The sequence below is a fragment of the Massilia sp. MP_M2 genome (genome assembly GCF_039123635.1).
Classification (GTDB): domain Bacteria; phylum Pseudomonadota; class Gammaproteobacteria; order Burkholderiales; family Burkholderiaceae_D; genus Telluria.
In genome coordinates, this window is sequence record NZ_JBCHJF010000001.1 from 917,390 (window position 1) to 944,055 (window position 26,666).

General features: G+C 64.4%; 23 protein-coding genes, 1 pseudogene and 1 riboswitch. Of the genes and pseudogenes, 9 read left to right on the plus strand and 15 right to left on the minus strand.

The features are described 5' to 3' along the window. The first annotated feature begins 50 nt into the window (after window positions 1–50). The 3 genes from RCH14_RS04115 to RCH14_RS04125 all read left to right on the plus strand — a co-directional run bounded on the left by RCH14_RS04115 (window position 51) and on the right by RCH14_RS04125 (window position 2,423). Window positions 51–590: a hypothetical protein gene (locus RCH14_RS04115; protein ID WP_343025045.1), complete on the plus strand. Its 540-nt coding sequence runs from the start codon at window positions 51–53 to the stop codon at window positions 588–590. A gap of 67 nt (window positions 591–657) precedes the next feature. Beyond that, window positions 658–1,641 carry a homoserine kinase gene (locus RCH14_RS04120; RefSeq protein ID WP_343024875.1) on the plus strand — a complete coding sequence of 328 codons (984 nt, stop codon included), beginning with the start codon at window positions 658–660 and terminating at the stop codon, window positions 1,639–1,641. Then, on the plus strand, window positions 1,638–2,423 hold the full coding sequence (locus RCH14_RS04125; protein ID WP_343024876.1) for a BPSS1780 family membrane protein: 786 nt from the start codon (window positions 1,638–1,640) through the stop codon (window positions 2,421–2,423). The genes RCH14_RS04120 and RCH14_RS04125 overlap by 4 nt, the downstream gene beginning before the upstream one ends. Before the next feature lie 50 nt (window positions 2,424–2,473). Here the strand turns inward: RCH14_RS04125 and RCH14_RS04130 are convergent, their stop codons facing one another. Together RCH14_RS04130 and RCH14_RS04135 are read right to left on the minus strand one after the other, a co-directional pair. Further along, window positions 2,474–4,786 (minus strand): UvrD-helicase domain-containing protein, encoded by a 2,313-nt coding sequence (locus RCH14_RS04130; protein WP_343024877.1) that lies wholly within the window; start codon window positions 4,784–4,786, stop codon window positions 2,474–2,476. A gap of 72 nt (window positions 4,787–4,858) precedes the next feature. Continuing rightward, window positions 4,859–5,287 (minus strand): hypothetical protein, encoded by a 429-nt coding sequence (locus tag RCH14_RS04135; protein WP_343024878.1) that lies wholly within the window; start codon window positions 5,285–5,287, stop codon window positions 4,859–4,861. A 248-nt stretch (window positions 5,288–5,535) separates the two neighbouring features. On the opposite strand from RCH14_RS04135, the gene RCH14_RS04140 reads away from it, so the two are divergent. Further along, window positions 5,536–6,081 carry an SRPBCC family protein gene (locus tag RCH14_RS04140; RefSeq protein ID WP_343024879.1) on the plus strand — a complete coding sequence of 182 codons (546 nt, stop codon included), beginning with the start codon at window positions 5,536–5,538 and terminating at the stop codon, window positions 6,079–6,081. Window positions 6,082–6,111: 30 nt separating this feature from the next. Here RCH14_RS04140 and hpaR read toward each other — a convergent pair whose 3' ends face one another. The 4 genes from hpaR to RCH14_RS04160 all read right to left on the minus strand — a co-directional run bounded on the left by hpaR (window position 6,112) and on the right by RCH14_RS04160 (window position 9,448). Continuing rightward, window positions 6,112–6,600: a homoprotocatechuate degradation operon regulator HpaR gene (gene hpaR / locus RCH14_RS04145; protein ID WP_343024880.1), complete on the minus strand. Its 489-nt coding sequence runs from the start codon at window positions 6,598–6,600 to the stop codon at window positions 6,112–6,114. Between the two features lie 224 nt (window positions 6,601–6,824). Continuing rightward, entirely contained in the window at window positions 6,825–7,670 is an 846-nt protein-coding gene (locus RCH14_RS04150; protein ID WP_343024881.1) for a hypothetical protein, read from the minus strand. A 209-nt stretch (window positions 7,671–7,879) separates the two neighbouring features. Then, complete coding sequence (locus tag RCH14_RS04155) at window positions 7,880–8,986, minus strand: S-(hydroxymethyl)glutathione dehydrogenase/class III alcohol dehydrogenase (RefSeq protein ID WP_343024882.1); 1,107 nt, start codon at window positions 8,984–8,986, stop codon at window positions 7,880–7,882. Window positions 8,987–9,061: 75 nt separating this feature from the next. Beyond that, window positions 9,062–9,448: a hypothetical protein gene (locus tag RCH14_RS04160; RefSeq protein WP_343024883.1), complete on the minus strand. Its 387-nt coding sequence runs from the start codon at window positions 9,446–9,448 to the stop codon at window positions 9,062–9,064. Window positions 9,449–9,702: 254 nt separating this feature from the next. Between RCH14_RS04160 and RCH14_RS04165 the strand changes: the two genes are divergently transcribed. Continuing rightward, on the plus strand, window positions 9,703–10,830 hold the full coding sequence (locus RCH14_RS04165) for a metallophosphoesterase (protein WP_343024884.1): 1,128 nt from the start codon (window positions 9,703–9,705) through the stop codon (window positions 10,828–10,830). Here RCH14_RS04165 and RCH14_RS04170 read toward each other — a convergent pair. The 9 genes and pseudogenes from RCH14_RS04170 to RCH14_RS04210 all read right to left on the minus strand — a co-directional run bounded on the left by RCH14_RS04170 (window position 10,825) and on the right by RCH14_RS04210 (window position 19,373). Continuing rightward, window positions 10,825–11,349: a GNAT family N-acetyltransferase gene (locus RCH14_RS04170; RefSeq protein ID WP_343024885.1), complete on the minus strand. Its 525-nt coding sequence runs from the start codon at window positions 11,347–11,349 to the stop codon at window positions 10,825–10,827. The genes RCH14_RS04165 and RCH14_RS04170 overlap by 6 nt on opposite strands. Before the next feature lie 59 nt (window positions 11,350–11,408). Next, complete coding sequence (locus RCH14_RS04175; protein WP_343024886.1) at window positions 11,409–12,122, minus strand: potassium channel family protein; 714 nt, start codon at window positions 12,120–12,122, stop codon at window positions 11,409–11,411. Window positions 12,123–12,160: 38 nt separating this feature from the next. Beyond that, window positions 12,161–12,775 (minus strand): thiamine phosphate synthase, encoded by a 615-nt coding sequence (gene thiE / locus RCH14_RS04180; protein WP_343024887.1) that lies wholly within the window; start codon window positions 12,773–12,775, stop codon window positions 12,161–12,163. A 15-nt stretch (window positions 12,776–12,790) separates the two neighbouring features. Continuing rightward, window positions 12,791–13,531, minus strand: a complete 741-nt coding sequence (locus RCH14_RS04185) for a bifunctional hydroxymethylpyrimidine kinase/phosphomethylpyrimidine kinase (RefSeq protein ID WP_343024888.1) — start codon at window positions 13,529–13,531, stop codon at window positions 12,791–12,793. 65 nt (window positions 13,532–13,596) lie between these two features. Continuing rightward, window positions 13,597–14,373, minus strand: a pseudogene (locus RCH14_RS04190) (thiazole synthase); the annotation flags it as partial. 80 nt (window positions 14,374–14,453) lie between these two features. Beyond that, the gene (thiS, locus tag RCH14_RS04195; RefSeq protein ID WP_183556875.1) at window positions 14,454–14,657 is read right to left on the minus strand and encodes a sulfur carrier protein ThiS; all 204 of its coding nucleotides are present in this window, start codon (window positions 14,655–14,657) and stop codon (window positions 14,454–14,456) included. Next, complete coding sequence (thiC, locus tag RCH14_RS04200; protein WP_343024889.1) at window positions 14,658–16,583, minus strand: phosphomethylpyrimidine synthase ThiC; 1,926 nt, start codon at window positions 16,581–16,583, stop codon at window positions 14,658–14,660. Between the two features lie 77 nt (window positions 16,584–16,660). Further along, window positions 16,661–16,773, minus strand: a riboswitch (TPP riboswitch). Between the two features lie 57 nt (window positions 16,774–16,830). Beyond that, window positions 16,831–17,124: a hypothetical protein gene (locus tag RCH14_RS04205; RefSeq protein ID WP_343024890.1), complete on the minus strand. Its 294-nt coding sequence runs from the start codon at window positions 17,122–17,124 to the stop codon at window positions 16,831–16,833. A gap of 134 nt (window positions 17,125–17,258) precedes the next feature. After that, on the minus strand, window positions 17,259–19,373 hold the full coding sequence (locus RCH14_RS04210) for a hypothetical protein (protein ID WP_343024891.1): 2,115 nt from the start codon (window positions 19,371–19,373) through the stop codon (window positions 17,259–17,261). A 246-nt stretch (window positions 19,374–19,619) separates the two neighbouring features. On the opposite strand from RCH14_RS04210, the gene RCH14_RS04215 reads away from it, so the two are divergent. From RCH14_RS04215 to RCH14_RS04230, 4 genes are all read left to right on the plus strand, one after another. Further along, window positions 19,620–22,418: a valine--tRNA ligase gene (locus RCH14_RS04215; RefSeq protein WP_343024892.1), complete on the plus strand. Its 2,799-nt coding sequence runs from the start codon at window positions 19,620–19,622 to the stop codon at window positions 22,416–22,418. Window positions 22,419–22,565: 147 nt separating this feature from the next. Further along, window positions 22,566–22,946 carry a BlaI/MecI/CopY family transcriptional regulator gene (locus RCH14_RS04220; protein WP_343024893.1) on the plus strand — a complete coding sequence of 127 codons (381 nt, stop codon included), beginning with the start codon at window positions 22,566–22,568 and terminating at the stop codon, window positions 22,944–22,946. Next, the gene (locus tag RCH14_RS04225) at window positions 22,943–24,505 is read left to right on the plus strand and encodes a M23/M56 family metallopeptidase (protein ID WP_343024894.1); all 1,563 of its coding nucleotides are present in this window, start codon (window positions 22,943–22,945) and stop codon (window positions 24,503–24,505) included. The genes RCH14_RS04220 and RCH14_RS04225 overlap by 4 nt, the downstream gene beginning before the upstream one ends. Window positions 24,506–24,513: 8 nt before the next feature. Beyond that, the gene (locus RCH14_RS04230) at window positions 24,514–26,643 is read left to right on the plus strand and encodes a TonB-dependent receptor (RefSeq protein ID WP_343024895.1); all 2,130 of its coding nucleotides are present in this window, start codon (window positions 24,514–24,516) and stop codon (window positions 26,641–26,643) included. Window positions 26,644–26,666 lie beyond the last annotated feature (23 nt).

Genomic DNA, 26,666 nt, shown 5'->3' on the forward strand with positions numbered 1-26,666 from the left:
GGAGGTGGTACTGTTTGCTACAATGGACTAAACGACATTAGGTGACCATCATGCTGCGCTCGACACCACGCTTTGCCCTCCTGACGCTGTGCCTGTTCGCCCACGCGGGTCTGGCATCGGCGCAGCCGACCACACCACCGCAAACACAGACCCAGCCTGCGCCACGCGCCACGACGCCAGCTTCGCCAGCCCAGCAACAACGGCCCAGCGACGCGCCACCGCAGCTCGAGCGCATCGAACCGGGCAGCGACGTGCCGGCCACGACAATCCCGCCGCGTAAAGGCACGGTCATTACCGAGAAGCGCGGCAATGATGGCAAGGTCAACGAAGTCGAAGTCCAAGCTGGCCCAAGCCGCTACACCATGAAACCCAACGTTGCACCGGGAAATGCCCAACCAGGCGACATCTCGGGCAGCAGCATCCGCGCCCCACAATGGCAAGTGATGGAATTTGATTTTGGCAATCCCAAGAAACAGAACGCCGACGAGCAGCCGGCCGCCGCAGCGCCAGCCCGTGCAGGTGCAGCCGGGACAGTCCCGGCCCGCGCCGACGTGCCGCCGCCGCCCGCACTCGCGCCAACCACCAAATAATGATCCCGCCTGCCGCGTTCGCGCGGCAGTGTCGCGGCCATCGTCCACTTCTCTTTCTTGCTAGCTCATGGCAGTTTTTACCGCGGTCTCACTGGATGACCTTCACCAGTGGATCAAGCAATTTCCCCTCGGCGAAGCCGTCGGGCTCGAAGGCATTTCCTCCGGCATCGACAACAGCAATTTCTTCCTGAATACCGAGCACGGTACGCAGTCTGGTCATTTTGTGCTGACGATCTTCGAGAACCTGCGCTTCGACCAGCTTCCCTTTTACGTCAACCTGATGCGCCATCTGGCCGAGCGCGGCATTCCCGTGCCGGCGCCGGTGCCCAACAACGACGGCGAACTGATCGTGAGTCTGCACGGCAAGCCGGCGATCATCGTCAGCCGCCTCGAGGGCAGCTCGCAACTTGCTCCCCAGCCGGTGCACTGCGCCGAAGTGGGTCGCATGCTGGCGCGGATGCACCTGGCGGCGCAGGATTTTGCGCTGCAGCAGCCGAATCTGCGCGGCATCGACTGGTGGACGGCGACCGCGCCCGAGGTCGCCCCCTTGCTGAGCGAGGCCGAAGCGACGCTGCTGCAGGACGAGGTCGCGTACCAGGCCGCCTTTGCCGCAAGCGCTACCTATGCCAGCCTGACGCGCGGCCCCGTGCACGCCGACCTGTTTCGCAATAACGTGATGTTCGAGGGCGAGCGCCTGAGCGGCTGTTTCGACTTTTACTTTGCCGGTATCGACACCTGGCTGTACGACGTGGCCGTGACCGTCAACGACTGGTGCGTCAACCTGGCCACGGGGGAGCTCGACGAAGCGCGCGTGCGCGCCCTGCTCGATGCCTACCACGCGGTGCGGCCGTTTACCGACCACGAGCGCGAAGCCTGGCAACCGCTGCTGCGCGCGGGCGCACTACGCTTCTGGCTGTCGCGCCTGTATGATTTGCACCTTCCACGCGCGGCCGAGCTGCTAACGCCGCACGACCCCACCCATTTCGAACGTATTCTGCGCGAGCGCATTGCGCGGCCCGCGCCGGGCTTGCCCACCACTGTCCTTACATGAACAAACTACCTGCATCTACCGGCTGGACCTGGCTCAAGAACGGCGCCCTGCTGTTTCGTCAACAACCGGCCGCGCTGACCACGCTGCTGTTCGCCAATATCCTGGTCAGTATCCTGATCAGCGCCGTGCCGCTGCTGGGCGCGATGGTGGCGGTGGTCTTGATTCCCTCGTTCTCGATGGCGTTCATGATGGCCTGCTCGATGATCGAGAACGGCCAGCGCGTCACGCCGGCCGTGGCGCTCACGGGTTTTCGCAAGCCGGTGCTGCGCGAGCTGTGCAAGGTCGGCATCGTCTATCTGGGCGTGTCGCTGATCTTGGCCCTGATCACGCGCTTCGCCGTGCAACCGGACTTCTGGGCGCAGGTGCAGGCCCAGGGCGCCAGTGGCACCCCGGCCGTGCTGGCCGGACAGGACGTGCTGGCGATGTTTCTGATTTTCGCGCTCGACGTGGTGGCCTTGATCTCGCTGTGCTTTGCGGCGCCGCTGACGTACTGGCAGAAAATGCCGCCATTCAAGGCCGTGTTCTACAGCTTCTTTGCCGTCAAGCGCAGCGCGGGCATTTTCGTCGTGATGCTGCTGGCGTGGTTCGGCATCTTCTTTACCGTGTGCATGGTGATCGCCGTCATCCTGGGCGCCAGCAGCATCGCGCGCGTGGTGATCATGTGGGTGATCTTTTTGTTCATCCTGCTGCTGCAGTGCGCGCTGTATGTGGGTTACCGCGAGATCTTCGGCAAGCCGCCAGCAGAGCCCGGCAACAAGGTCAGCCTCGACAAGCAGCGGTAAGTAACGATCCGTACACGTTGGCGGCCATGCCGCCAACGTGACCTGCCCCCTTAGCGGCCCAGCCGTTCCAGCTTCGCGATCGACAGATCCAGTACCTTCACGCCCGCCGAACCAAAGTTGATCTGGGCCCGCGCCGCGCCGGCGCCGCCCTCGATATTGACGATCACGCCTTCGCCGAACTTGGCGTGGGCTACACTCTCGCCCACCCGCCAGCCGGTACCGTTGCCCGATTTTTGCGTGATCTGCTGCGCGATCTTGTTGTCGCTGCCGCCTTCGCGGAACTTGGCGTCGTCCCATGCCGTGGTCGACTTGCGCCCACCGAACCAGTTGCCCTGCACGCGTGGCGAGAGCCACTTGATCGATTCTTCGGGCAGTTCGTCGAAGAAGCGTGATTTCATGTTGAAGCGGGTCTGGCCATGCAGCATGCGCTGCTGCGTAAAGCTCATGTACAGACGGCGGCGCGCGCGCGTGATCGCCACGTACATCAGGCGCCGTTCTTCGTCGACACCGTCAAGCTCGCGCGAACTGCTCTCGTGCGGGAACAGGCCTTCTTCGAGGCCGGTGATGAACACGGCGTCGAATTCAAGGCCCTTGGCCGAGTGCACCGTCATCAGTTGCAGCGCCTCTTGCCCGGCCTGCGCCTGGGCGTCGCCCGCTTCGAGCGATGCATGCGACAGGAACGCCGACAGCGGCGACATCACGGTGGGCAGCGGCGCGCCGCCGTCGAGGATCTCGATGCCATCCTGGTACACGACCGATTCACCGGCCTGCGCCTGTGCCGGCGGCCCGAGATGGGCCGGCGCCTGCGTGCCAAACCCTTCTTCTTGCACGAACTGGGTCGCGGCGCTGACCATCTGCTCCAGGTTCTCGATACGGTCGGCGCCTTCTTTTTCGTTGCCGTAATGCGACAGCAGCGTACTGCGCTCGAGCACCACGCGCACCAGTTCGGGCAGCGGCAATTGCTGGGTCTCGAAGCGTGCGCCTTCGATCAGCTTGACGAAGTTCCCCAGCACGGTGCCGGCCTTGCCTGTCATGTACGGCACGGCCGCGTACAGCGAAATGCCGTAGCTGTCGGCCGCCATCTGCAACTGCTCGATCGAGCGCGCGCCGATACCGCGCGTGGGGAAGTTCACCACGCGCATGAAGGCCGAATCGTTGTGCGGGTTGTCCATCAGCTGCAGGTAGGCGATCGCGTGCTTGACCTCGGCGCGCTGGAAGTAGCGCAGGCCGCCGTACACAGTGTAGGGAATGCCGGCCGCAAACAGCGCATGCTCGATCACGCGGCTTTGGGCATTGCTGCGGTACAGGATCGCGATTTCGTTGCGGCCCATGCCCTCGTTCATCAGGCTCTTGGATTCTTCGATGATCCACTGCGCTTCTTCGAGATCGGACGAAGCCTCATAGACGCGTACCTGCTCGCCCTGGCCGGCATCCGTGCGCAGGTTCTTGCCCAGACGCTTGGCATTGTTGGCGATCAGGAAGTTGGCGCTGTCGAGGATGTGACCGTGCGAGCGGTAATTCTGCTCGAGCTTGATCAGGTTCTTGACCTGGTAGTCGCGTTCGAACGCCGACATATTGCCGACGTTGGCGCCGCGGAAGGCATAGATGCTCTGGTCATCGTCGCCGACAGCGAAGATGGCGCCGCCGCCCGATTCGCCCTGCCCTGCCAGCAACTTCAGCAGATTGTATTGCAGGTCATTGGTATCCTGGAACTCGTCGACCAGGATGTGGCGAAAGCGCATCTGGTAGTGGTGGCGTAGCGGCGTATTGCGTGCAAGAAGTTCGTAGGAGCGCAGCAGCAGTTCGGCGAAATCGACGACGCCTTCGCGCTGGCATTGCTGGTCGTAGAGCTCGTAGAGCTCGACCATGCGGCGCTCGATCGGATCGTAGGCCTCGACCTGCGAGGCGCGCAGGCCCTGGTCTTTTGCGTTGTTGATGAAGTACATCAGCGCCTTGGCCGGGTACTTGTCATCGTCGACGTTATGCGCCTTGAGCATGCGCTTGATCAGCGAAAGCTGGTCTTGCGAATCGAGAATCTGAAACGTCTGCGGCAGCGCGGCATCGCGGTAATGCGTGCGCAGCAACCGGTTGCACAGGCCGTGGAAGGTGCCGATCCACATGCCGCGCGTGTTAATCGGCAGCATTGACGACAGCCGCGTGAGCATTTCTTTCGCAGCCTTGTTCGTGAACGTCACCGCCATGATGCCGGCAGGCGAGACCTGGTTGGTCTGGATCAGCCAGGCGATGCGCGTGGTCAGCACGCGCGTCTTGCCCGAGCCGGCGCCGGCCAGGATCAGGGCGCTTTGCGCCGGCAAGGTGACGGCGGCAAATTGTTCAGGATTCAGGGTGTCGAGTTTCAGCATCCGGCCATTATACCGCCGCGATATACTGTATGCCCATCCAGTTTCGTGGCGTACGTACCATCACCGGCTGCATCAAACGTTTTTGATCACCAGCGCCACATTCATCGCCTCGTCGGCGCGTACGACCACGCGCTGGCCGAAGTCGCTGGTGCGCACCGGTGCAGCCAACACATCGGCGCCGCTCATCAGCTTTGTACTCACCAGTAGTTTTTCGCCGTCTTTGAAGCGCGTGATGATGAATTCCAGGTGCCATGGCGTATCGCTGTGGCTGCCACTGACCGTGACGCGTTCGGTGTTCCAGGCCCGTACGACGTGCCGGCTCGACTCGCCGAACAGATCCACGCTCAGCGCCACGTCATAGCCACCGACGCCCAGCATACGGGCCGGCGTGATGCCCAGCCGCGATTGAGCCTGGGCAGCGGCGCTGGTTGCGCCGGCCAGGATGACGGCTGGCAGAGCCAGGCAAAGACGGCGCCGTTTGGTGGCGGATGAGATGGGCATGGCGGATTCCTTATGAGGCAAGCGGCCGACTGCAATGCCGGCAAGAAACCATCGTCCCACTTTCGTGCCAGTATTTCAATGTGGACTGCATGAAGTGCAACCCCGGGCATTTCATTTCAGAAATCCCATTAACTTCGCGCAATTTCGTACAAAGCGCATCCCAAGCGCGCGCCCCGCGTTGCGCATTTGCCTTATGGTCAACCCAACGTTGCGACAAACTCGTGAAAATCTTAACCAGGAGAATGATCATGCTAGGACGCGTAGTGATCATGGCCGCACTGGCCGTTGGCGGCGTGATGCTGTCGAAAAAATTCAAGGGAAACAACGGCTTCGGTGCCAGCTCGGGGATCGTCGAAACCATCGAGATCAATGTGCCCGTTCAAACTGCCTATAACCAGTTCACGCAATTCGAAGATTTCCCGCAATTCATGAAAAGCGTGAAGGAAGTCCGCCAGCTCGACGAGCAGCACCTGCACTGGCGCGCCAACGTCGCCGGCGAAGAGAAAGAATGGGATGCCGAGATCACCGAGCAGATTCCGGACGAGCGCATCGCCTGGCGCAGCGTCACGGGTGTGAAAAACGGCGGCGTCGTCACCTTCCACAAGATCTCCGACACCGTCACGCGCATTGCGCTGCAGATGGATTACGAGCCGGAAGGCGCGCTGGAAACCCTGGGCGACGCCCTGGGTGCCGTGCGCATGGAAGCGCGCGCCAACCTGGCCAACTTCAAGGAGCTGCTCGAGCAGCGTGGGGGCGAAACCGGTGCGTGGCGCGGCAAGGTCGAGCAGCATTGATCGACGCGCGCACTGGCACAGGCACGCCGGTCACGGCCGGCGGCTATTGACCGGCTTGATCGACGCCGGCAGCGCCACCCGCTCGACCGCCGTCGTCTGCGCAGCAATGAAGCCTTCCAGCGCAAGCGACAGATCAGCAACGATCTGCGTGCCGTAGGCCGTCTCGATCAGTTTGTACTGACGCTCGATGAGCGGCGCGATGTCATCGATCAGGCGGTCGCCCTTCGGGGCAAGACGCACCCAGATGCGGCGCTGGTCGGTTGCCACACGCTCGCGCTCGATCAGCCCCAGCTCTTCCATCCGCGACAGCACGCCCGTCATGCTCGGGCTCAGAATCTGGCACAGTTCGCACATCTCCCGTGGTTCCAGTTGCTCGTGCTCGTCCAGCACGCGCAGGATGCGCCATTGTTGCTCGGTCACGCCAAAATGGTTGAGGATGGGACGGAAGTGCAGCAACAAGGATTCGCGTGCCTTCAGAAAAAGCTGGGGAAGATTGCGGTGGGTAATCCGGCGGGCCAAGGAATGCTCCGTAATAGGTAATTCTGTCTCTGGTTCTGCATCGGCGGCTGCGCAACGAGCGCGGCAATCGTGCCTGGCTGACTAATATACTTGCCAGCCCGGTGGATTTCGCTTCACACAGCCCATTCCACGCGAATTTTTTGTGAACAGATATTACCGCAGCCATGCCGAAGCACAAAAAAGGGCGGCTCGGTGGCCGCCCTCTGCGCTTCATCGGGATCGCATCAGCTCGCAGCCGGGGCCGGTCGCGCCAATCCCTTCGCGCGTGCTTCGCGGATCAACGCGCGCACCGTCTTGTCGGCGATCTTGCTTTCGCGTTCCATTTCCTTGCCCAGCACGCCCATCCGTTCGCCCAGCACATGCATCGGTTTGCCGGCCTCTTCCATCTGGCGGCCAATCGCCTCCATCGACGCGTGCGACTTGCGCATCTGTGGCGAGTCGTAGGCCTGGCCGATCTGCCGGGCCGCGTTGTTCATGCGCGCACCGGTCGCCGCCATCTCTCGGCTCAGGCGCTCGCGCTCGGTCTGGTCACGCGCACTTTCCATCTGGCTGCTCAGGCGTTCCATATGCTGGCTCAGCGCCTGCATGCCGCCATCGATCTCGCGCATGTCGCGCTCGCTCGGCAGATTGTCCTTGTTGACGGCAACCCGGTCCATCTGGCGCCCCAGTTCGTCCATTTTCTTGCTATGGACATCCATCTGCTTGCTGTGCACGTCCATGCGCGCGCCCAGCCGATCCAGCGGCGCCCAGGCCGTGCGTACTTGGGCCATGACTGCCGCATCCTGGATCACGTAATCGCGCCCGTCTTCACGGAACCAGATGAATTCGCCGGGAATGGCACGCTGGGCTGCCTTCACCGCCGGCCAGTCGTCGCTGCTGCCGCTGATATTGAAGCTGCCTTCCTTGCCGCGCACGACGGCGTACGGTTCACCCTGCGTCACGCGCACGGCGCGCTTGGCATCCTGCGCCGTGGCCTGCGCCGGCATGGTCAATGCCAGCGACGCGGCGCACAGCGCCAGGCCGATGAAAGGAAGCGCCAGTCGGCGCGTGATCTGTGTGGAATGCTGCATGGGGTTCTCCTTGGGCCAGGAACGATGACAACGGACCGGACGCGCCGGCGATGAGATCACTCTAGCCGCCGGTCCCGTCACGAGCCAGCCCGCTGCGACAGACCGTCGAAATCGCGGAGCAGACCGTCAATCGAGGCCGGTAACGACAACGCGGCCCGAAGGCCGCGTTGTATACATGCACACAGCGCAGGCTTTGACGCCTGCAGAGATCAATAGACGACCACGGAGCGGATCGATTCGCCCGACTTCATCAGGTCGAAGCCCTCGTTGATGCGCTCGAGCGGCAGATGATGGGTGATCAGATCGTCGATATTGATCTTGTTTTCCATGTACCAGTCGACGATCTTCGGCACGTCGGTGCGACCCCGCGCGCCGCCGAAGGCCGAGCCTTTCCATTCGCGGCCGGTCACCAGCTGGAATGGGCGGGTGGCGATTTCCTGCCCGGCAGCAGCCACGCCGATGATGATCGACTTGCCCCAGCCCTTGTGGCAGCACTCGAGCGCCTGGCGCATCGTGTTCACGTTGCCGATGCACTCGAAGCTGTAGTCGGCGCCGCCATCGGTCAGCCCAACAATGGCGTCGACCACGTTTTCGACCTGGGTAGGATTGATGAAATGGGTCATGCCGAACTTGCGCGCCATCGCTTCGCGTTCCGGGTTCAGATCGACACCGATGATCTTGTCGGCACCCACCATCCGGGCCGCCTGGATCACGTTCAGGCCGATGCCGCCCAGGCCGAACACGACCACATTCGCACCCGCCTCGACCTTGGCGGTGAAGATCACGGCGCCGATGCCGGTGGTCACGCCGCAGCCGATATAGCAGATCTTGTCGAACGGCGCGTCGTTGCGCACTTTTGCCAGGGCGATCTCGGGTACCACGATGTAGTTCGAAAAGGTCGACGTGCCCATGTAGTGATAGATCGGCTGGCCGTCGATCGAGAAGCGCGACGTTGCATCCGGCATCAGGCCGCGGCCCTGCGTCGAGCGGATTGCCTGGCACAGATTGGTCTTTTGCGACAGGCAGAATTTGCACTGGCGGCATTCCGGCGTGTACAGCGGAATCACGTGATCATCTTTACGAAGGCTGGTCACACCGGGACCGACATCGACCACCACGCCAGCGCCTTCATGGCCCAGGATCGACGGGAAGATGCCTTCCGGGTCGGCGCCCGACAGCGTGTAGTAGTCGGTATGGCAAATGCCGGTGGCCTTGATTTCGACCAGCACTTCACCGGCCTTCGGGCCTTCGAGCTCCACTTCTTCGATCGTCAGCGGCTGACCCGCCTTCCACGCGATTGCTGCCTTGGTTTTCATGTCGTTTTCCCGTTGCTTGAATGGACCCGTGCGCACAGGCGCGCGGCTAAACGCCATGATAACAAGCTTGGGGCATCAAGGCCGCGCGGCCACCAGCAACGCGGGCTGCAGCGCGCGGATGCGCCACTCGGTAAAGTAGCCGCCGGCCTCGTTGTAGCGAAGGTAATACCGGCCACACGTCGTGCAGCGCGCAACCGTGCAGCGGTTATACGGATAGAAGCTTGGTGCGATCGGCGCATCCACGCTCTCGTAACGCGTGCCGGCCGGGTGGTATTCGGTGAAAGTCGGCTCGTCGTATGGGTCATCGAGCAAGGTGCCGATGTCTTCAAAGTGGTCGAGCTCCAGCGTCAACGGCTGCGCCATCCAGGCGCTCAAGGACACCTCGGTACAGCTGCATGGCGTCGTGACTGCCGCCGACGCCTGCGCCAGGCACATCAAATTTGTGAAATCTATTTTCTGCATGGCCATCCATGGTGATCGGCGCTGCGCCAGCATTCGAGAAAGTACTGGCGTTCGATGGATGACTATACCGCGCCCCGCTGATGCCGGCCAGGCCGCCTGTGCCCGCGACGAATCTAGGCTATGCTTGCCGGTTGGATTATTCAGGCAGACCGCACGATGCATATTTACGCTTCCCATTCCGTGGGCGTCACGACGCGCCCACGCACCACCCCAGCAACTGCAGGCCGCTTCCCGGCACGAACGGAGCGTAGCTGATGTTTCATCTGATGTTCAGCCTTCCCTGCCTGCTGGTCCTGGTGCGCTGGCTCTGGCCGCTGCCGTTGTCCACGAAGTCCAAGGTGGCCAGCGCCGTCATGCTGGTGCTGGTTTCGCAATACCACCTGTGGTCGCGCCTGTCGTCGGGCAGCGTGTTCTCGCCCGAATTCCCGAAAGGGCTGATCATCCTGTTCAACTGGGGCTTTGGCGCGATCCTGCTGCTGGCCGTGTTCCAGTTGCTGGTCGATGCCGGCGCACTGGTCGCGATGGCGATCCGGCGCAGGCGCGTGGCCATTGCGCCGCGCCTGCGCTACGGCATCGCTGTCGCCGCCGCGCTGCTGGCAGCGCTGGGCGTGAACCAGGCAATCAAGTCGCCATCGCTCGAGGATGTGCTGATCGAGGTGAAGAACCTGCCGCACGAATTCGACGGCTACCAGGTCGTGCACCTGACCGACCTGCACATCAGCCGCCTGTTCGACGCGCCCTGGACGCGCAAGGTCGTCGACGACGCGAATGCGCTGGACGCCGACCTGATCGTCATTACCGGCGACCTTATCGACGGCAATATCGCGCACCGCGAACGCGACGTGGCAGCGCTGCGCGACCTGCGCGCGCCCGATGGCGTCTGGGTCATTCCCGGCAATCACGAGTATTTCTTCGGCCACAAGGCGTGGATGGCGTATTTCGCGGGCCTGAACATGACGCCGCTGGACAACAGCCATACCGTTCTGAAGCGCGGCGCCGGGCAACTGGTGCTGGCCGGTGTCAACGATGTGACCGCGCCGCAGACCGGCGCGGCGCCGCCCGACCTCGATGCAGCCTTGCGCGGCGCGCCAGCCGGCGCGCCGGTGATCCTGCTCGACCACCAGCCGCGCAATGCCCGCCACTCTGCCAGCCGCGGCGTCGCGCTGCAACTGTCCGGCCACACCCATGGCGGCATGATCGTCGGGCTCGATCGGGTCGTGGCGCGCGCCAACAACGGCTTCGTGTCGGGCCGCTACGAGGTCGATGGCATGACGCTGTACCTGAACAATGGCACCGCCTTGTGGCCGGGCTTCGCACTGCGCCTGGGCGTGCCGTCCGAACTGACCCGCATCACGCTGCGGCGCCAGGCCGCGAGTTCATGATCCTGCGATGACCAGCCGCATGCGCTGCTCGACCTGATCCGACCCGGGTCGCATCGGCTCGCGCCATCCCGTCGCAACGAAGCCGGCGCGCGCATACAGGCGCACTGCTGCATCGTTGGCGCAATTGACACCAAGCTGCATGGCGGTCGCGCCCCGGGCCCGCGCCCAGCGCACCGCCTCGGTCAGCAAGCCGGCGGCCACGCCCTGCCCGCGCGCCTCGGGCGCCACCCACATCTGAAACAGGTTCACCAGGGCCGGGGCATCCGCGTCGACCTTCGCCCAGGCCAGCCCGACGGGCTGGCCTGCGATTTCTGCGGCCAGTGCATGGTCGATGCCGGACGTGGCCGCGCGGGCCAGGCGCGCCGCCCATTCTTCAGGCGAGCGATCGGACTCGGTGGCCAGCGTGCTGCCGAAGGCATCGGGCGCGTCTTGTAGCGCGCGCAGCCGCATCGTGCGGTAGAGGGGCCATTCGTCGGGCGCGAGATTGCGAATCGTGTAGGCAGCCAGTTGGTGCGCCATGCAGGTGCTCCTGTTGGTAATCGGACGACGATTCTAGCAAGCAATATCAACCGTGTGGCTCAATCCTGTTCCCACTCTTCCAGCCTGGGCTTGCGTGCGCGGCCAACCGCGATCCGGTTGCGCGTGGTGAAGGCAATCAAACGTGCCACGACCACCGCCAGGTACATCAACCCAACGAGCATCTCGACGCTGGCCAGCGCGCGCGCCGGGGCGGTCAGCGGAATCACGTCGCCGATGCCGGTGCTCGACAGTAGCGCGAAGCTCAGGTAATTGAGTTCGGTCCAGGTGCGTGGCGCACTGGCATTGACGGCGGCGGCGAAGGTGCCGGGATGGAGTTCCTGCAGCAGGATATACAGGTGCGTGAAGCCCCAGGCCAGCAGCGTGAACGTGGCCCCGGCCGCGAACAGTTCGTCGGTCGTGGCCAGTTCGTCGTCCATCATGTAGGCGATCAGGCTGCCAGCCGCGTAGAAGTAGAACAGCGCCTCCAGGCCCGACGACCAGGCCAGCAAGTGATTGAAACCGAACACGATCTGCGCCAGCAGCAGGCCGATGATCGGCACCGCGAGCGCCCAGCTCACACGCACCTCGCCGGGCGTGCGCCGCACCATGCGGATGGCAAAGGCCAGCACCACGATGCCGAAGCAGTTGAAGGCCACCTGGCCGGCCGGGGTGCCTTCGATGAACGGGTAGGACAGCATGCCGAGCAACTGCACCAGTAACAGGATGGCGGAGGGATGGCGGCGGGTGTGGATGAACAGGCGCGGAGCGAACATGATGGCAGGACAAAGTCGTAAGTACTGCCATTGTAGGTTCAGCCGGCCGAAAACAGGCTCCCGAATGCGTGCGCAGCCGTTTGCGGGTCAGCCGCGCCGTACACGCTCGTGATCGCGGCGACCATGTCGGCGCCGCGCGCGACCAGTGGTGCGGCGTTTTCCGGCGTCATGCCGCCGATGACGACAAGGGGCAGCGCAAATTCGGCGCGCGCCTGCCCGAGCAGTGCCGGCGCCGTCACGAAGGTGTATTTTTTGACGGGGGACGGATAGAAGCCGCCAAAGGCAAGGTAGCTGGCGCCGGCGTCGCGCGCGGCGCGCGCCAGCGTCAGGTCGCCGTAACACGAGGCGCCGACGATTTTGTCCCGGCCCAGCAGCGCGCGCGCAATGGCAATGTCCCTGTCCGACTGGCCCAGATGCACGCCGTCGGCATCGATCGCCTGGCACAGGTCGAGGTGGTCGTTGATGACGAGCGGACAGCCGTGGCGGCGGCACAGCGCCAGCAGCGCCGTGGCCTGTTCGAGGCGCAGCGATGCACTGGCATCCTTGTGGCGGTATTGCACCAGCGCGGCACCGGCGGTCAGCGCGGCGTCGGTGGCGGCCAGCAGCCGCTCGGTGTCGTTCCAGTTCGGTGTGACGAGATACAGGCCCTGCATGGTGGAATTCCTTCGTTATGGTTGATACAGGCGGCGCGGGATGCGCTGGCCCGGTGCAATCGCGAACGATTGCGCCAGCGCGGCATGTGTATAGGCCTGGGCGTGCTCGAGGGCGATGTCCATCGACTCGCCCAGCGCCAGGCGCGCCGCCAGCGCAGCGGCCAGCGTGCAGCCGCTGCCGTGGTAGGTATCGGGCAGGCGCGGCCAGCGCCACTCGCGCAGCGCCTGACCGTCCCGCAGCCAGCGGTTGACGACCGTATCGCCCGGCGCGTGGCCGCCCGTGACGAGCATCTGCGCCGGGCTCGTTGCCCCCAGCGCCTCGCGTTCCGGCAGGTTGGGCAGCGCGATCGTCGCCAGCGCCAGCAGATCGGACAAGGCAGCGATGGCGTTGCCCTGTCCCAGCGCGTCGCCATGGCCGCTGGCCAGCACCGGGTCGAGCACCACCGGCAGATCGGGGCGCTGCGCACGCAGGCCGCGAATGATGGCCGCGATTGCCGCCGCATTGGCCGCGTTGCCGGGGATGCCCAGCTTGACGGCGCGGATATCGAAGGCCGCGACCAGCGGCGCGGCCTGGCGCGCGACCAGGCCGGCGTCGACCGGCTGCACCTCGAACACGCGGTTGTTGTCCTGACAGGTCAGCGCCGTGGCCACCGGCAGCGCATGCGCGCCCTGCGCCGCAATGGCCAGGATGTCGGCCGCCAGGCCCGCGCCGCCGCCGGGATCGAGCCCGGCGAAGACCAGCACGCAGGGTGTCATGCGGCGACGTTGCTGGTGAGATTACCGGTGAGGTTAGCGGTGGCGTTAGCGGTGACGTTCCCCGTGATCTTGCCCTCGACCGGCGACGATGGCGACGCCGCGAAACGCTTGGGCATGCGCCCCGCCAGGCAGGCATCGCGCCCGGCCAGCACCGCATGCTTCATCGCGCGCGCCATACGCACCGGGTCGCGCGCGCCGGCGATCGCGGTGTTCATCAGCACGCCGTCGCAGCCGAGTTCCATCGCGATCGCCGCATCCGACGCCGTGCCCACGCCGGCGTCGACCAGCACCGGCACCGTGGCCTGCTCAATGATCAGCGACAGGTTCAAGGGGTTGAGGATGCCCATCCCCGAGCCGATCAGCGACGCCAGCGGCATCACCGCCACGCAGCCGATCTCTTGCAGGATACGGGCCTGGATCGGATCGTCGCTGCAGTAGACCATGACGTCGAAGCCGTCGCGCACCAGCGTTTCGGCGGCCTTGAGTGTCTCGGGCATGTGCGGGAACAGCGTGGTGGCGTCGCCCAGCACTTCGAGCTTGACGAGGTTGCGCCCGCCCAGCAGCTCGCGCGCCATCTGCAGCGTATAGACCGCATCCTTGGCATTGAAGCAGCCGGCCGTATTGGGCAGGATGGTGAACTCCGACGGCGGCAGCACGTCGAGCAGGCTGGGCGCGTTCGGGTCCTGGCCGATGTTCACGCGGCGGATCGCCACCGTGATGATCTCGGCACCGGCCGCCAGCGTGGCCTCGCGCGTTTGTGCCAGGTCGCGGTACTTGCCGCTGCCGACCAGCAGGCGCGAGTGGTAGGCACGCCCGGCGATGGTAAGCACGTCTTGCTGCATGTCTTGCTGCATGTCTTGCTGCATGTCTTGCTGTATTTCTTGCTGCATGAGTTGGTTCATGACATTCATCCTGTTCTCCTTTAGCCGCCACCGATGGCGCGCACGATATCGACCCGGTCCTGCGCCTGCAGGCGGCGCGTCGGCCACTGCTGGCGCGGCACCACCTCGCGGTTCACGGCCAGCGCCATGCCCTGCCCGCTCAGGTCCAGCTGCTCGAGCAGGCCGGCGAGCGTCTGGCCCGGTGGCACGCCACACGGCGCGCCATTGACTTCGATGGATGTCATTCAGACCTCCCGGTACAGTCGGGCGCCATTGCGCACGAACTCGATCGCTTTTTCCTGCATCCCCTGCTGCAAGGCTGTTTCGCCCCCCACGCCATTGGCGGCGGCGTAGGCGCGCACTTCCTGCGTGATCTTCATCGAGCAGAAATGCGGGCCGCACATCGAGCAGAAATGGGCCACCTTGGCCGAATCCTTGGGCAGGGTCTCGTCGTGGAATTCGCGCGCCTTGTCGGGATCCAGACCCAGGTTGAACTGGTCGTCCCAGCGGAACTCGAAGCGCGCCTTCGACAGCGCGTTGTCGCGCAACTGCGCGCCCGGATGGCCCTTGGCCAGGTCGGCCGCGTGGGCCGCGATCTTGTACGTGATGATGCCGTCCTTGACGTCCTGTTTGTCAGGCAGGCCCAGGTGCTCCTTGGGCGTCACGTAGCACAGCATCGCCGTGCCGTACCAGCCAATCGTGGCCGCGCCGATGCCGGACGTGATGTGGTCGTAGCCGGGCGCGATATCCGTCGTGAGCGGCCCGAGCGTGTAGAACGGCGCTTCATGGCACTGTTCGAGCTGCAGGTCCATGTTCTCTTTGATCAGGTGCAGCGGCACGTGGCCGGGGCCCTCGATAATCGTCTGCACGTCGTGCTTCCACGCGATCTGCGTGAGTTCGCCCAGCGTTTTCAGTTCGGCCAGCTGGGCTTCGTCGTTGGCGTCGTAGATCGAGCCGGGGCGCAAGCCATCGCCCAGGCTGAACGTCACGTCGTACGCCTTCATGATGTCGCAGATGTCTTCGAAATGGGTGTACAGGAACGATTCGCGGTGGTGCGCCAGGCACCATTTGGCCATGATCGAGCCGCCGCGCGAGACGATGCCCGTCAGGCGATTCGCCGTCATCGGCACGTAGCGCAGCAACACGCCGGCGTGGATCGTGAAGTAGTCGACGCCCTGCTCGGCCTGTTCGACCAGTGTGTCGCGGAAGATCTCCCAGGTCAGGTCTTCGGCCTTGCCATTGACCTTTTCCAGCGCCTGGTAGATCGGCACCGTGCCGATTGGCACCGGGCTGTTACGGATGATCCACTCACGTGTTTCGTGGATATGCTTGCCGGTCGACAGATCCATCACCGTGTCGGCGCCCCAGCGGATCGCCCAGGTCATTTTTTCTACTTCTTCGCCAATCGACGAGGTCACGGCCGAATTGCCGATATTGGCATTGACCTTGACCAGGAAGTTGCGGCCGATGATCATCGGCTCGATTTCCGGGTGGTTGATGTTGAGGGGGATGACGGCGCGCCCGCGCGCGACTTCCGAGCGCACGAATTCGGGTGTGATTTCAGCGGGGATGCTGGCACCAAACGACTGGCCCGGATGCTGGCGCCCCATCAGGTCGGCAACCCGCTTGCCCATCGGGCCGGACGCATGCAGCGACGCGATGTATTCCTTGCGCTGCATGTTTTCGCGCAGCGCGATGAATTCCATTTCGGGCGTGATGATGCCCTGGCGCGCGTAGTGCATCTGCGTGACGTTGGCACCGCTTAAGGCGCGGCGCGGCGCGCGCTGCAGGTCAAAGCGCAGCGCGGTCAAGGCCGGATCGTGCAGCCGCTGCTGGCCATACTGCGACGACGGCCCGGCCAGTTGCTCGGTGTCGCCGCGCCCGTCGATCCATGGCTGGCGCATCGGCGCCAGGCCGCTGCGGATATCGATCGCGGTCGCCGGTTCGGTGTACGGCCCGGACGTGTCGTAGACGAACAGCGGTGGATTGGGTTCGCCGCCAAAGCTGTCGGACGTGGCCGACTGGCTGATCGCGCGCATCGGCACGCGAATATCGGGGCGGCTGCCTTCGATATAGACCTTGCGGGAGTTTGGTAGCGATGCGATGGCCGCCTGGTCCACCGTGGCGGTGGCGGCATCGAACAGTTGCGAAGACTTCGGAGGTGCGTTCATGTGGCTCCCTTGCGTGCATGAGAGCCAGCAAAGGAGTTACCGGGTGCGGCAAGGTCGGGCGCAAGACTGCGCACGGCCGCACGAATCGGCTGCTTCCCTTCGCTGGCATTATCCAGATCAGGTTCGGAGGGTATTTCTCACCCACGCATCGTTACAACAGCAACGACGTGCAGGACCCCTAGCGTTTGCTGCCAGTGATGGCAGCGGGTGGATTATAGCCGAACGGATATTGGATGGGGCATCATGGTTACAACATCGGCGGCTCGGCCGGCAACGGCAGCAATTGCAGCACGCCGTCGATGAAACGCACCTCGACGAACGGCGTCTGCGCCGGCTCGACCGCACGGCGCACTGTCGGCCCGCCCTGCACCGCCACCTCGAGCTGCACGCTGGGTTCGCCCACCGCCACATCGAACGAATCCGCACGCGAAATTGTCAGGTCGGTACTCACGTTCGGACGGTCATAGACCTGCTTGCCGTCGACCCGCACGCTGACTGTGTTGTCTTGAAATCCCTCGCCCAACCTCACGCGTAACGTCATCGCTTGCCTCGCCTTTCCTTTAATTGCAACAGGTTTGCCGGCCAAGCCCCCCGAAAAGCAGGCTTGGCCGGAACAGAGTAACGCCAGCATGGCCAGCCCGATTGCCCGACGCGGCGCCGACCATCGGGCATCGGTCATGCCTTGCGGTGCACCCGCGTGCCCGGCCCGGTCGCGGCGCCCGCCGCAGGACCGCCCTGAACCGTGGCCAGGCAGGTGAGCAAATCGCCCTGGGACACCGGATCGAGTACCCTGGCCTGGGTGGCGCTCGAGAGCAATGCGACACTCTCGTCGAGACGCGCTGCGCGCACGAACAGCGGCTTGCCGTCACCCGCATTGACTGTCTTGAACGCGCGGGCAGCATTGACGCCCTTGACCATGCGCACATAGGCGGCCATCGGATGCATGTCGAAGCGGTCGAGCACCTCGTCGAAGGCGGCGTTACCCGAGCGCAGCGTAGCGTTGTCCGACCCCTGCAGGTATAACAGCGCGCCCTGGTCGTCGCCCATGAACAGGTCGGCCAGCACGTTGTCGTCGGTACTGACCGGATAGCGCACGCGCACTGTCAGGATATCGGACAGCACTTGCGAACCGTCGAGCGCCGCATACGCGGCCCGCACCCGGTACTGGCCCGGCTGGCCGAAATAGAAACCATCCTTGCCATAGCCGATATAGGCGCTGTCCTGAACCGGGTTGTCCACCCCGAGCATCGTCTGGCGTTCGCCGACCAGGTGGTCGATCATCGGCTCGTAGGCGCAAACCCGGCCGCCAGGTTGTTCGATGACGATCTTCACCAGGCCATAGTTCGGATGCAGCCAGGTATGGGCGCGGCGCCCGCGCGTGTCGGTGGCGCGCAGCTTGAGCCCGAGCACCACCGGCTCACCCAGCGCGAAGCTGCGCTGGTGGGTCGATATCTCGAGCACCAGGCCGGATTCGTCCGAGATCGGATCGGCCATCACGTCGCGCCCAAGCGAGGCGCCGCTCGTGAAGCTGTTGCCGCCCATGACGACGTCGTTGCGGAAACCGTGGCGGAGATGGATCAGCTCTTCGTCGTCGAAGCGGAAGTCGAAGCTGCTCCAATAGCCTGGCGCGCCGCCGTTCGGGTAGTACCACGGGTAGTTCATCCATGACAGCGCTTCGGGGCGGTTTGGCTTAGGCGGATTGGCATACGATTTCTGCCACGAGTGCATCAGGTTGAAGCAGTGCCCCAGTTCGTGCACGTAGGTGTAGAGCTGCAGCCGCAGTTGCTCGGCCGTGGAACCGCCGATTCCGGCGTGAAACACGGCGCAGCCCTGGCGCTGCTTGCCCTGCTGGTCGAACATGATGCCGTACAGACCCGTGCCGAGGTCATGCTGCTGCGCCACCAGCTGCCATACGCACCACTGCTGCAGGTCGCCCCACAGCGAAAAATGCTGCTGCATCGACGCGTGCAGCTCGGCATTGCTCCAGGTAGCGTTGCCCCCGGCGGCGCTGACATCGATGACATTGTTGCCGGCAGTGGGCACCATGCCGATGCCTGCTTCGCCAAAGGCGCTGACCACGTTGACCGTGCGGGCGCTGCCGCCCGAAGGCAGCGCCCCCGTGTTGTAGCTAGTAAATGGGGTGGTCGCCACGTCGGACACGCTGTCGGTTTCGATGCGCACAGTGCGAAAATGCAGTGAAGAGAAGGGGCAGTGATAGGACGCCCCTGGTGTATTGTTGACCGTGAAGAACTGCAGCGTGGCCGCGGCCTGCGGCTGGAAAATGTTTACGCGCGGGATCGTCACCTGGATCACCGGCGCCCCGGCCGCGAACGTGAAGCGGCCCATGCCCTTGACGACAATGCGGGTGGTCGACACCGTCACGGTGGGGCTGTCGACCACGAACGAGCCGAAGTACGACTTGGTCTTGCCGCTGGTCTGGTAAAAGTCGCCGCTGACCCGGCGCATTGGCCGGTTGCGGTCGACGTCGACCCGCAGGTCGAGCTGGAAGCTGCCCAGCGAGGCCGCGTAGCAACCGCTGACCGCCTTCTTGATGCCAGGTATGGACGGGATGGGAAGCGTGGGGATCGGCAGGGGCACCTGCTGGGCAGGCGCAATGGCCGGCTGCGCAGCGAGCCCGGGCGCGGCGCCGGTAGGCCCTGTGTCGTACGGCTCGGGAATCCCCAGGTCGCCATTGGACAGTCCGGACACTTCTTCATAGGTCATCACGCCGGTGTCGCCGATCGCATCCTCGTTTGCGTTGTCGATCCCGGTTGGGTCGAGTTGTGACATGGTGTTCTCCTCATGGTGGATGTGCCCTCGTTCGACCAGCGCAGTAGGGGTGATGGTTCGTCGAGGCTGCAGATATTCAGAGGAATCACTGGCACATTTGGAGGTAGATCAAGGAGCTGGGGCAAACAAAGAAGGATTCAAACGAGCTGGACAACAGATGGCAATTCAGCGACGCTGCCAGGATAGGCTGGCGCTGGAAGGTGACCTATAATGGTTTCTTTCGCAAAATTCACACACGACCACATCATGGAATTAGCCAAGTCTTTCGAGCCAGCCGATATTGAACAGTTCTGGCGCGCCGAGTGGGAACAGCGCGGCTACTTTGCCGCGACCATGGACGAGGGCAAGCCCTCCTTCAGCACCCAGCTGCCGCCGCCGAACGTCACCGGCACCCTGCACATGGGCCACGCGTTCAACCAGACGATCATGGATGGCCTGACGCGCTACTACCGCATGCGCGGCTACAACACGGCGTGGGTCCCGGGTACCGACCACGCCGGCATCGCCACGCAGATCGTCGTCGAACGCCAGCTGGACGCGCAAAAGATTTCGCGCCATGACCTGGGCCGCGACGCGTTCCTCGAAAAAGTCTGGGAGTGGAAGGAAAAATCGGGCAGCACCATCACCGGCCAGATGCGCCGCCTGGGCACCTCACCCGACTGGCAGCGCGAATATTTCACGATGGACGAGCCGCGCTCGAAATCGGTGGTCGAAGTCTTCGTGCGCCTGTACGAGCAGGGCCTGATCTACCGCGGCAAGCGCCTGGTGAACTGGGACCCGGTGCTGGGCACGGCCGTGTCCGACCTCGAAGTCGACTCGACCGAAGAAGACGGCTTCATGTGGTACATCCAGTACCCGCTCGCCGACGGCAGCGGCCACCTGACGGTCGCCACCACCCGGCCAGAGACGATGCTGGGCGACGTCGCCGTCGCGGTCGATCCGACCGATGAACGCTACCTCCATTTGCACGGCAAGACACTCACGCTGCCATTGACCGGCCGTGAAATCCCGATCATCGCCGACAGCTACGTCGATAAAGAATTCGGTACCGGCTGCGTGAAGATCACGCCGGCCCACGACTTCAACGATTACGCAGTCGGCCAGCGCGCCGGTCTCGCGCCGATCAGCATCTTCACGCTCGACGCGAAGATCAACGAAAACGGCCCGGCCCAGTACCAGGGGCTGGATCGCTTCGCCGCGCGCAAGCAGATCGTCGCCGACCTCGAAGCACTGGGCCTGATGGAACAGATCAAGCCGCACAAGCTGATGGTCCCACGGGGCGACCGCACCAATGTCGTGATCGAGCCGATGCTCACCGACCAGTGGTTCGTCGCGATGACCAAGCCGGCCCCGGAAGGCACGTTCAATCCGGGCAAGTCGATCACCGACGTGGCACTCGAAAAAGTCGCCAGCGGCGAGATCAAGTTCGTGCCCGACAACTGGAGCACGACCTACAACCAGTGGCTGGGCAACATCCAGGACTGGTGCATCTCGCGCCAGCTGTGGTGGGGCCACCGCATCCCGGCCTGGTTCGCCGAAGACGGCCAGATCGTCGTCGCGCGCGATGACGCCGAGGCGCAGGCCAAGGCCGCAGCTGCCGGCATCGCAGGCCCGCTGCGTCGCGACGACGACGTACTCGACACGTGGTTCTCGTCGGCACTGGTGCCCTTCTCGACCATGGGCTGGCCCGAAGAAACGCCCGACATGAAGATGTTCCTGCCCTCGTCGGTGCTGGTCACGGGCTTTGACATCATCTTCTTCTGGGTCGCGCGCATGGTCATGATGACCACGCACTTCACCGGCAAGGTGCCGTTCGAGACCGTCTACGTGCACGGCCTGGTGCGCGATTCGCAAGGCCAGAAGATGTCGAAGTCGAAGGGCAACACGCTCGACCCGATCGACCTGATCGACGGCATCGACGTCGAGACGCTGGTGGCCAAGCGCACCACGGGCCTGATGGACCCGCGCGCTGCCGAAAAGATCGGCAAAGCCACGCGCCGCGAATTCCCGGACGGCATCCCGGCGTTCGGCACCGACGCCGTGCGCTTCACGATGGCAAGCTACGCGTCGCTGGGCCGCAACATCAACTTCGACCTGGGCCGCGCCGAAGGCTATCGCAACTTCTGCAACAAGCTGTGGAACGCAACGCGCTTCGTGATGATGAACACCGAAGGCAAGGATTGCGGCGCGCCAGCACCTGAAGATTTGTCGCAGGCCGATCGCTGGATCATCTCGCTGATGAACCGCGTCGAGCAAGATGTCGCCAAGGGCTTTGCCGACTACCGCTTCGACAATATCGCCAATAGCATCTACAAGTTCGTCTGGGACGAGTACTGCGACTGGTACCTGGAAGTCTCAAAGGTTCAGGTCCAGCAAGGCAGCGAAGCGCAGCAACGCGCGACGCGTCACACGCTGCTGCGCGTGCTGGAAGTGATCCTGCGCCTGGCGCATCCCATCATCCCGTTCGTGACCGAAGCACTGTGGCAGAGCATCGCCCCACTGGCCGGCAAGACCGGGCCGACGATCATGCTGCAACCGTATCCGCAAGCCGATGCGACGCAGATCGATGCAAACGCCGAAGCCTGGATGGAGCAGTTGAAGGCGCTGGTCGACGCCACCCGCAACCTGCGTGGCGAGATGTCGCTGGCGCCGTCGCTGCGCGTGCCGCTGATCGTCGAACCAGCCAGCGACGCCGGCCGCGCTGACATGGCGGTGTTCGCACCGTACATCCAGCTGCTGGGCAAGCTGGCCGAGGTGCAGATCGTCGATGCGCTGCCGGAATCGCCAGCGGCCGTGTCGATCGTCGGCACCACCAAGCTGATGCTCAAGGTCGAGATCGACGTCGCCGCCGAACGCGAGCGCCTGTCGAAAGAGATCGCGCGCGTGGCCAACGAAATCGCCAAGGCCAACGGCAAGCTGTCGAACGAGAGCTTCGTGGCGCGTGCCCCGGCCGCCGTCGTGGCGCAGGAGCAGGAACGCGTGGCGAACTTCTCGGCCACGCTCAGCAAGATGCAGGAGCAGCTGGAGAAGCTGGCAGCGGCGTAATCAGCTGACGGTGTATACGAACAACGCGGCCCGGGTGGCCGCGTTGTTCGTATACGCCGCCGTTTTCATGCGTGCGACATGTGTCACAAAAACTGCTTGCCGCTCATGTGACAAGTGTCGCATAATCGCTCACGACAAGGAGACTCCATGACTGCTGCGATTCCATCACCGACTGAATTATGCCTGCTCAAAGCGCTGTGGCGCGACGCACCGCTCAGTGCACGCGCACTGCATGCACAGGTCGAGGACGAACTGGCATGGTCGTTTTCATCGACCCGAAAAACGCTGGAGCGCATGCTCGACAAGGGCATGGTGGCACAGGAGACCAGCGGCGGCCTGCAGGTCTACCACCCGCTGCTGGAAAAGGTCGGCACGCTGGCCGCGTTTGCGCATGACTTCAGCCGGCGCGTGATGGAGATGGATGCGCCGCTGACCGCATCGATGTTCACCGGTAGCAAACTGGTCGACCAGCACGAACTCGAACGCCTCGACAGCCTGCTGCAGGACTGGCCCGAGGACGAAGCATGATGACCGGGTCATGGCTGATGGTGCACTTTGCCGTGGCTTGCGCAGGCAGCCTGGTGCTCGCGTTCGCCCTGTCGATGATGCTGCGTCTGGCAGCACGGCGCTGGCCGGCGTTGCTGGCGCACCGCAGCGTGTGGCTGGGCGGACAAGCGGCCGTGGTGCTGGTGTTCATGCTGGCCATTGCACCACTGCCGCGCAGCGCCATCGCGCCAGCCTTGATCCTGCCAGCGCCTGCGACCCAGCAAGCCTTGACGGCCAAACCCGATGTGCTGCCGCCGCTGACGCAGGCAACCCTGGCGCTGCCCCCGGCGCCGGCACAGGACCCGTTCGACACGGTCTGGCGCTATCTGCCTGTCGCCTGGCTGGCCGCGTATCTGGCTGGACTGACTTTTCACGCGGTGCAGCGCCTGCGCATGCAGCGTTACTGGACGGTGCTGCTGCGCCAGACGCGCCGCGTTGGCGATGCCGAGCTGCGCGCCTGGCCCGGCATGACGCCGGCCCAGCGTGCTCTTGTCGCCGGTCGCCTCACGGTGCGCACGATCGACCTCCCGATTTCTCCCATGCTCCATGGCGTGCGGCGTCCATCCCTGCTGCTGCCGGCGCACGTGTCGGCGCTTGACGTCAGGCAGCAGCAGATGATCGTCGAGCATGAGCTGACCCACTGGCGCCGCGCCGATCCGTTGTGGCTCACGGTCTCGGGCGTGCTCGCCCTGCTGTTCTGGTTCAACCGGCCGTATCAAAGCCTGGACGGCGCGCTGCGTGAGGCGGTGGAACTGGGTTGCGATGATGCTGTGCTCTCCGGCGCATCGAACAGCGAACGCCAGGGCTATGCGAGCGCACTGGTGGCGCAACTGCGGCGGCAAGCGGGATGGCAGGCGGGCTGGAAACCCGGATGGCAAGCAGGTGTGGCATTCGGCAGCCTAGGCATCGTCGGTCGCGTGCTGCGGATGCAGGCCGCCCGGCCACCGCGCCTGTCGGGACAGGGCCGCATGCTTGTCGGCGGCGGCGTTGCCGCACTCGCACTGTTCGGTGCAGCGCTGCAACCGGCCTTCTCGTCAAGCGTTCCTTCCCTCGCTCCAGCGCCGTCGATCGCGTCGCATGCATCGCTTGAAACGTGGCGCTATCCGCTCGACCAGCCACGCGTCACGAGCCTGTACGGCGTGGTCAGTCCTAGCGTGCCAAAAGGTCACCACGGCATCGACCTGGCAGCCCCGCGCGGCACACCGGTCCTGGCGGTCGCCGCTGGCACGGTACTGGAAGCGGCCTTCCATGCAGCCTGGGGCAACTATGTACGCGTCGATCACGGGGCCGACACCAGCTCATTACTGATTCACCTGGATCGTATCGACGTGACTCCCGGACAGCGCGTCAAGGCCGGCGACCTGCTTGGCACCTCGGGTGCCAGTGGCAAGGCAACCGGGCCGCACCTGCACCTGGAATACTGGGAAGGCCGGCAGCGCCTCGATCCCGTGAAAATGCTGCCCGACCTGCTGCAGCACACCACCAGGAAGGCCATCGCCCGGCGCGAGGCACAAGGCAACCCCGTCCCCACCGACCGGTAAGACATCCCATGCGAATCATCCGAAACGGCAGCGCTTGCGCGCTGCTGCTGGCGGCGCACGCCGCAACGCTGGCCCAAACCACACCTGCACCCATGCAGCAGGTGATGGTCAAGGCCGACGCCGACACCTTGCGCACGCAGGCCACAACCACCGCGATCGTGATCCGGCATGAGGACATCGTGCGCCATGGCGATACCAGCCTGGCCGACGTCCTCAAACGCCAGCCCGGCATCACGCTCGGCGGCAGTCCCGGTGCGCCGCCCACCATCCGCATGCGCGGCCTGGGCGGAGACTACGTCGCCATCCTGCTCGATGGCGTTCCGGCACCGGCCGGTTTTTCGCTCGAGTCGCTCGAGCCCGGCCTGATCGAACGCATCGAGATCGGGCGCGTGGCCACGGCCGAGACCAGCAGCCAGGCGGTGGCAGGCTCCATCAATGTCATCCTGCGGCGTGCCAGTGCCGGCACGAACGAGATCAAAGCCGGCAGCGCGCTGATTGCCGGCTACGCCGCCGCGCAACTGTTGGCGCAGCACAGCGCCCGCCTCGGTCCGCTCGCGTATTCGCTGTCGGCGACGCTCAGGCGCAACCGCAATCCGATTCAGGCGGTCACGCGGGAAGAAGGCATGCACCCTACCCTGCTGCGCGACACCGACTGGTTCGAGCACCAGGTCGAAGACGTGCTGGAACTGGCACCTCGCCTGACCTGGCAACCAAATAGCCGCGACAGCATCACCTCGCAAAGCTATCTGCGCCGACGCCGCATCGATAACGCCAAGCGCGAGGTGGAGTCGACCATGCTTGGCAACCCGACCGCCTACCCGCGTTCCGACCAGGGTTATCGGACCGACCCGCTGCATGGCTACGCCGACCTGGCCTGGAACCGCAAGCTCGATGCCGGCGCGCGGCTGGCGCTCAAGCTGTCCAGTTTCCATACAACGCGCGATGCCGCTTTCCTCTATCGCGGCAGAAGTCTTGACGGAACGCTGCTGCGCACGAATGCAGTCGCCTCCGGCCCGACGGAACGCGAATGGACCGGCAGCGGAAGCTGGCGCCGCCCGCTGTGGGGCAGCCACACACTGGCCGCAGGCTGGGAAATCGGCCGCAAGACGCGCACCGAGTACCGGCGCGAGCGCCAGGTCGATGGCAGCGGCACGCAGCTGTTGACCAGCGACGAGGATTACCGCGCGCAGGTTACGCGCAGCGCTTTCTTCGTCCAGGACGAATGGGACATCGACCCGTCATGGTCGGCCTACGTCGGCTTGCGCCGCGAAGACCTGCGCACGACCGGCCAAGGCAATGCGGCAGCCCCGGTAGACGTCGATGCCGGGGCCTGGAGTCCGGTCTTCCAGACCCTGTACCGGCGCGCGCGCCCGGACGGCGACACGGGGCCGCGCGATGGTGTTCGGCTGGCCGTGAGCCGCACCTACAAGGCGCCGAACATTATCCAGCTGATGCCGCGCCGCTACACGGTTGACAACAACAACAGCGCCACCAACCCCGATCAGCAGGGCAATCCGGGCCTGCGCCCGGAACTCGCGCTCGGCGTCGACGTGGCCTGGGAGCGCACCTTTGGCAAAAGCGGCATGACCAGCGTGAGCGCATTCCACAAACGCATCCGCGACATCACGCTCATCGACATTACGCAAAACCTGGGTGTGTGGACCGCAACGCCGGTGAACGCGGGCAGGGCAACCGTGCGTGGCATCGAATTCGAAAGCAAGGCCACAATCGACCGGCTGGCGGTACGCATGAACCTGGCGCGCAACTGGTCGCGCGTCGACAACGTGTCGGGGCCAGACAATCGCATCGCCGGGCAGCCGGCGTACAGCGGCAATCTCGGGCTGGATTACAGCGTCGCGAGTGGGCGCATCGACGTCGGCGGCAGCTATACCCACACCAGCGGCGTTGTCAGCCGCAGCAGCGCATCGATCGTCGATGCAGACAGCATGAAACGCCAGCTTGACCTTTACACACTGTGGAAGCGTGATGCAAGATCGCGCCTGCGACTGTCGGTCTCGGACCTGCTGCAGCAAGACGTTCTCGAACGGCGCACGTTCGAAGGCAACGCGCCGTTGCTGCGCGCAACGACGTATCGGGTGCGCGCAACCTGGCGCCTGGTATGGGAGCACTCCCTGTAGACGATGGCAGCAATCACCATGGA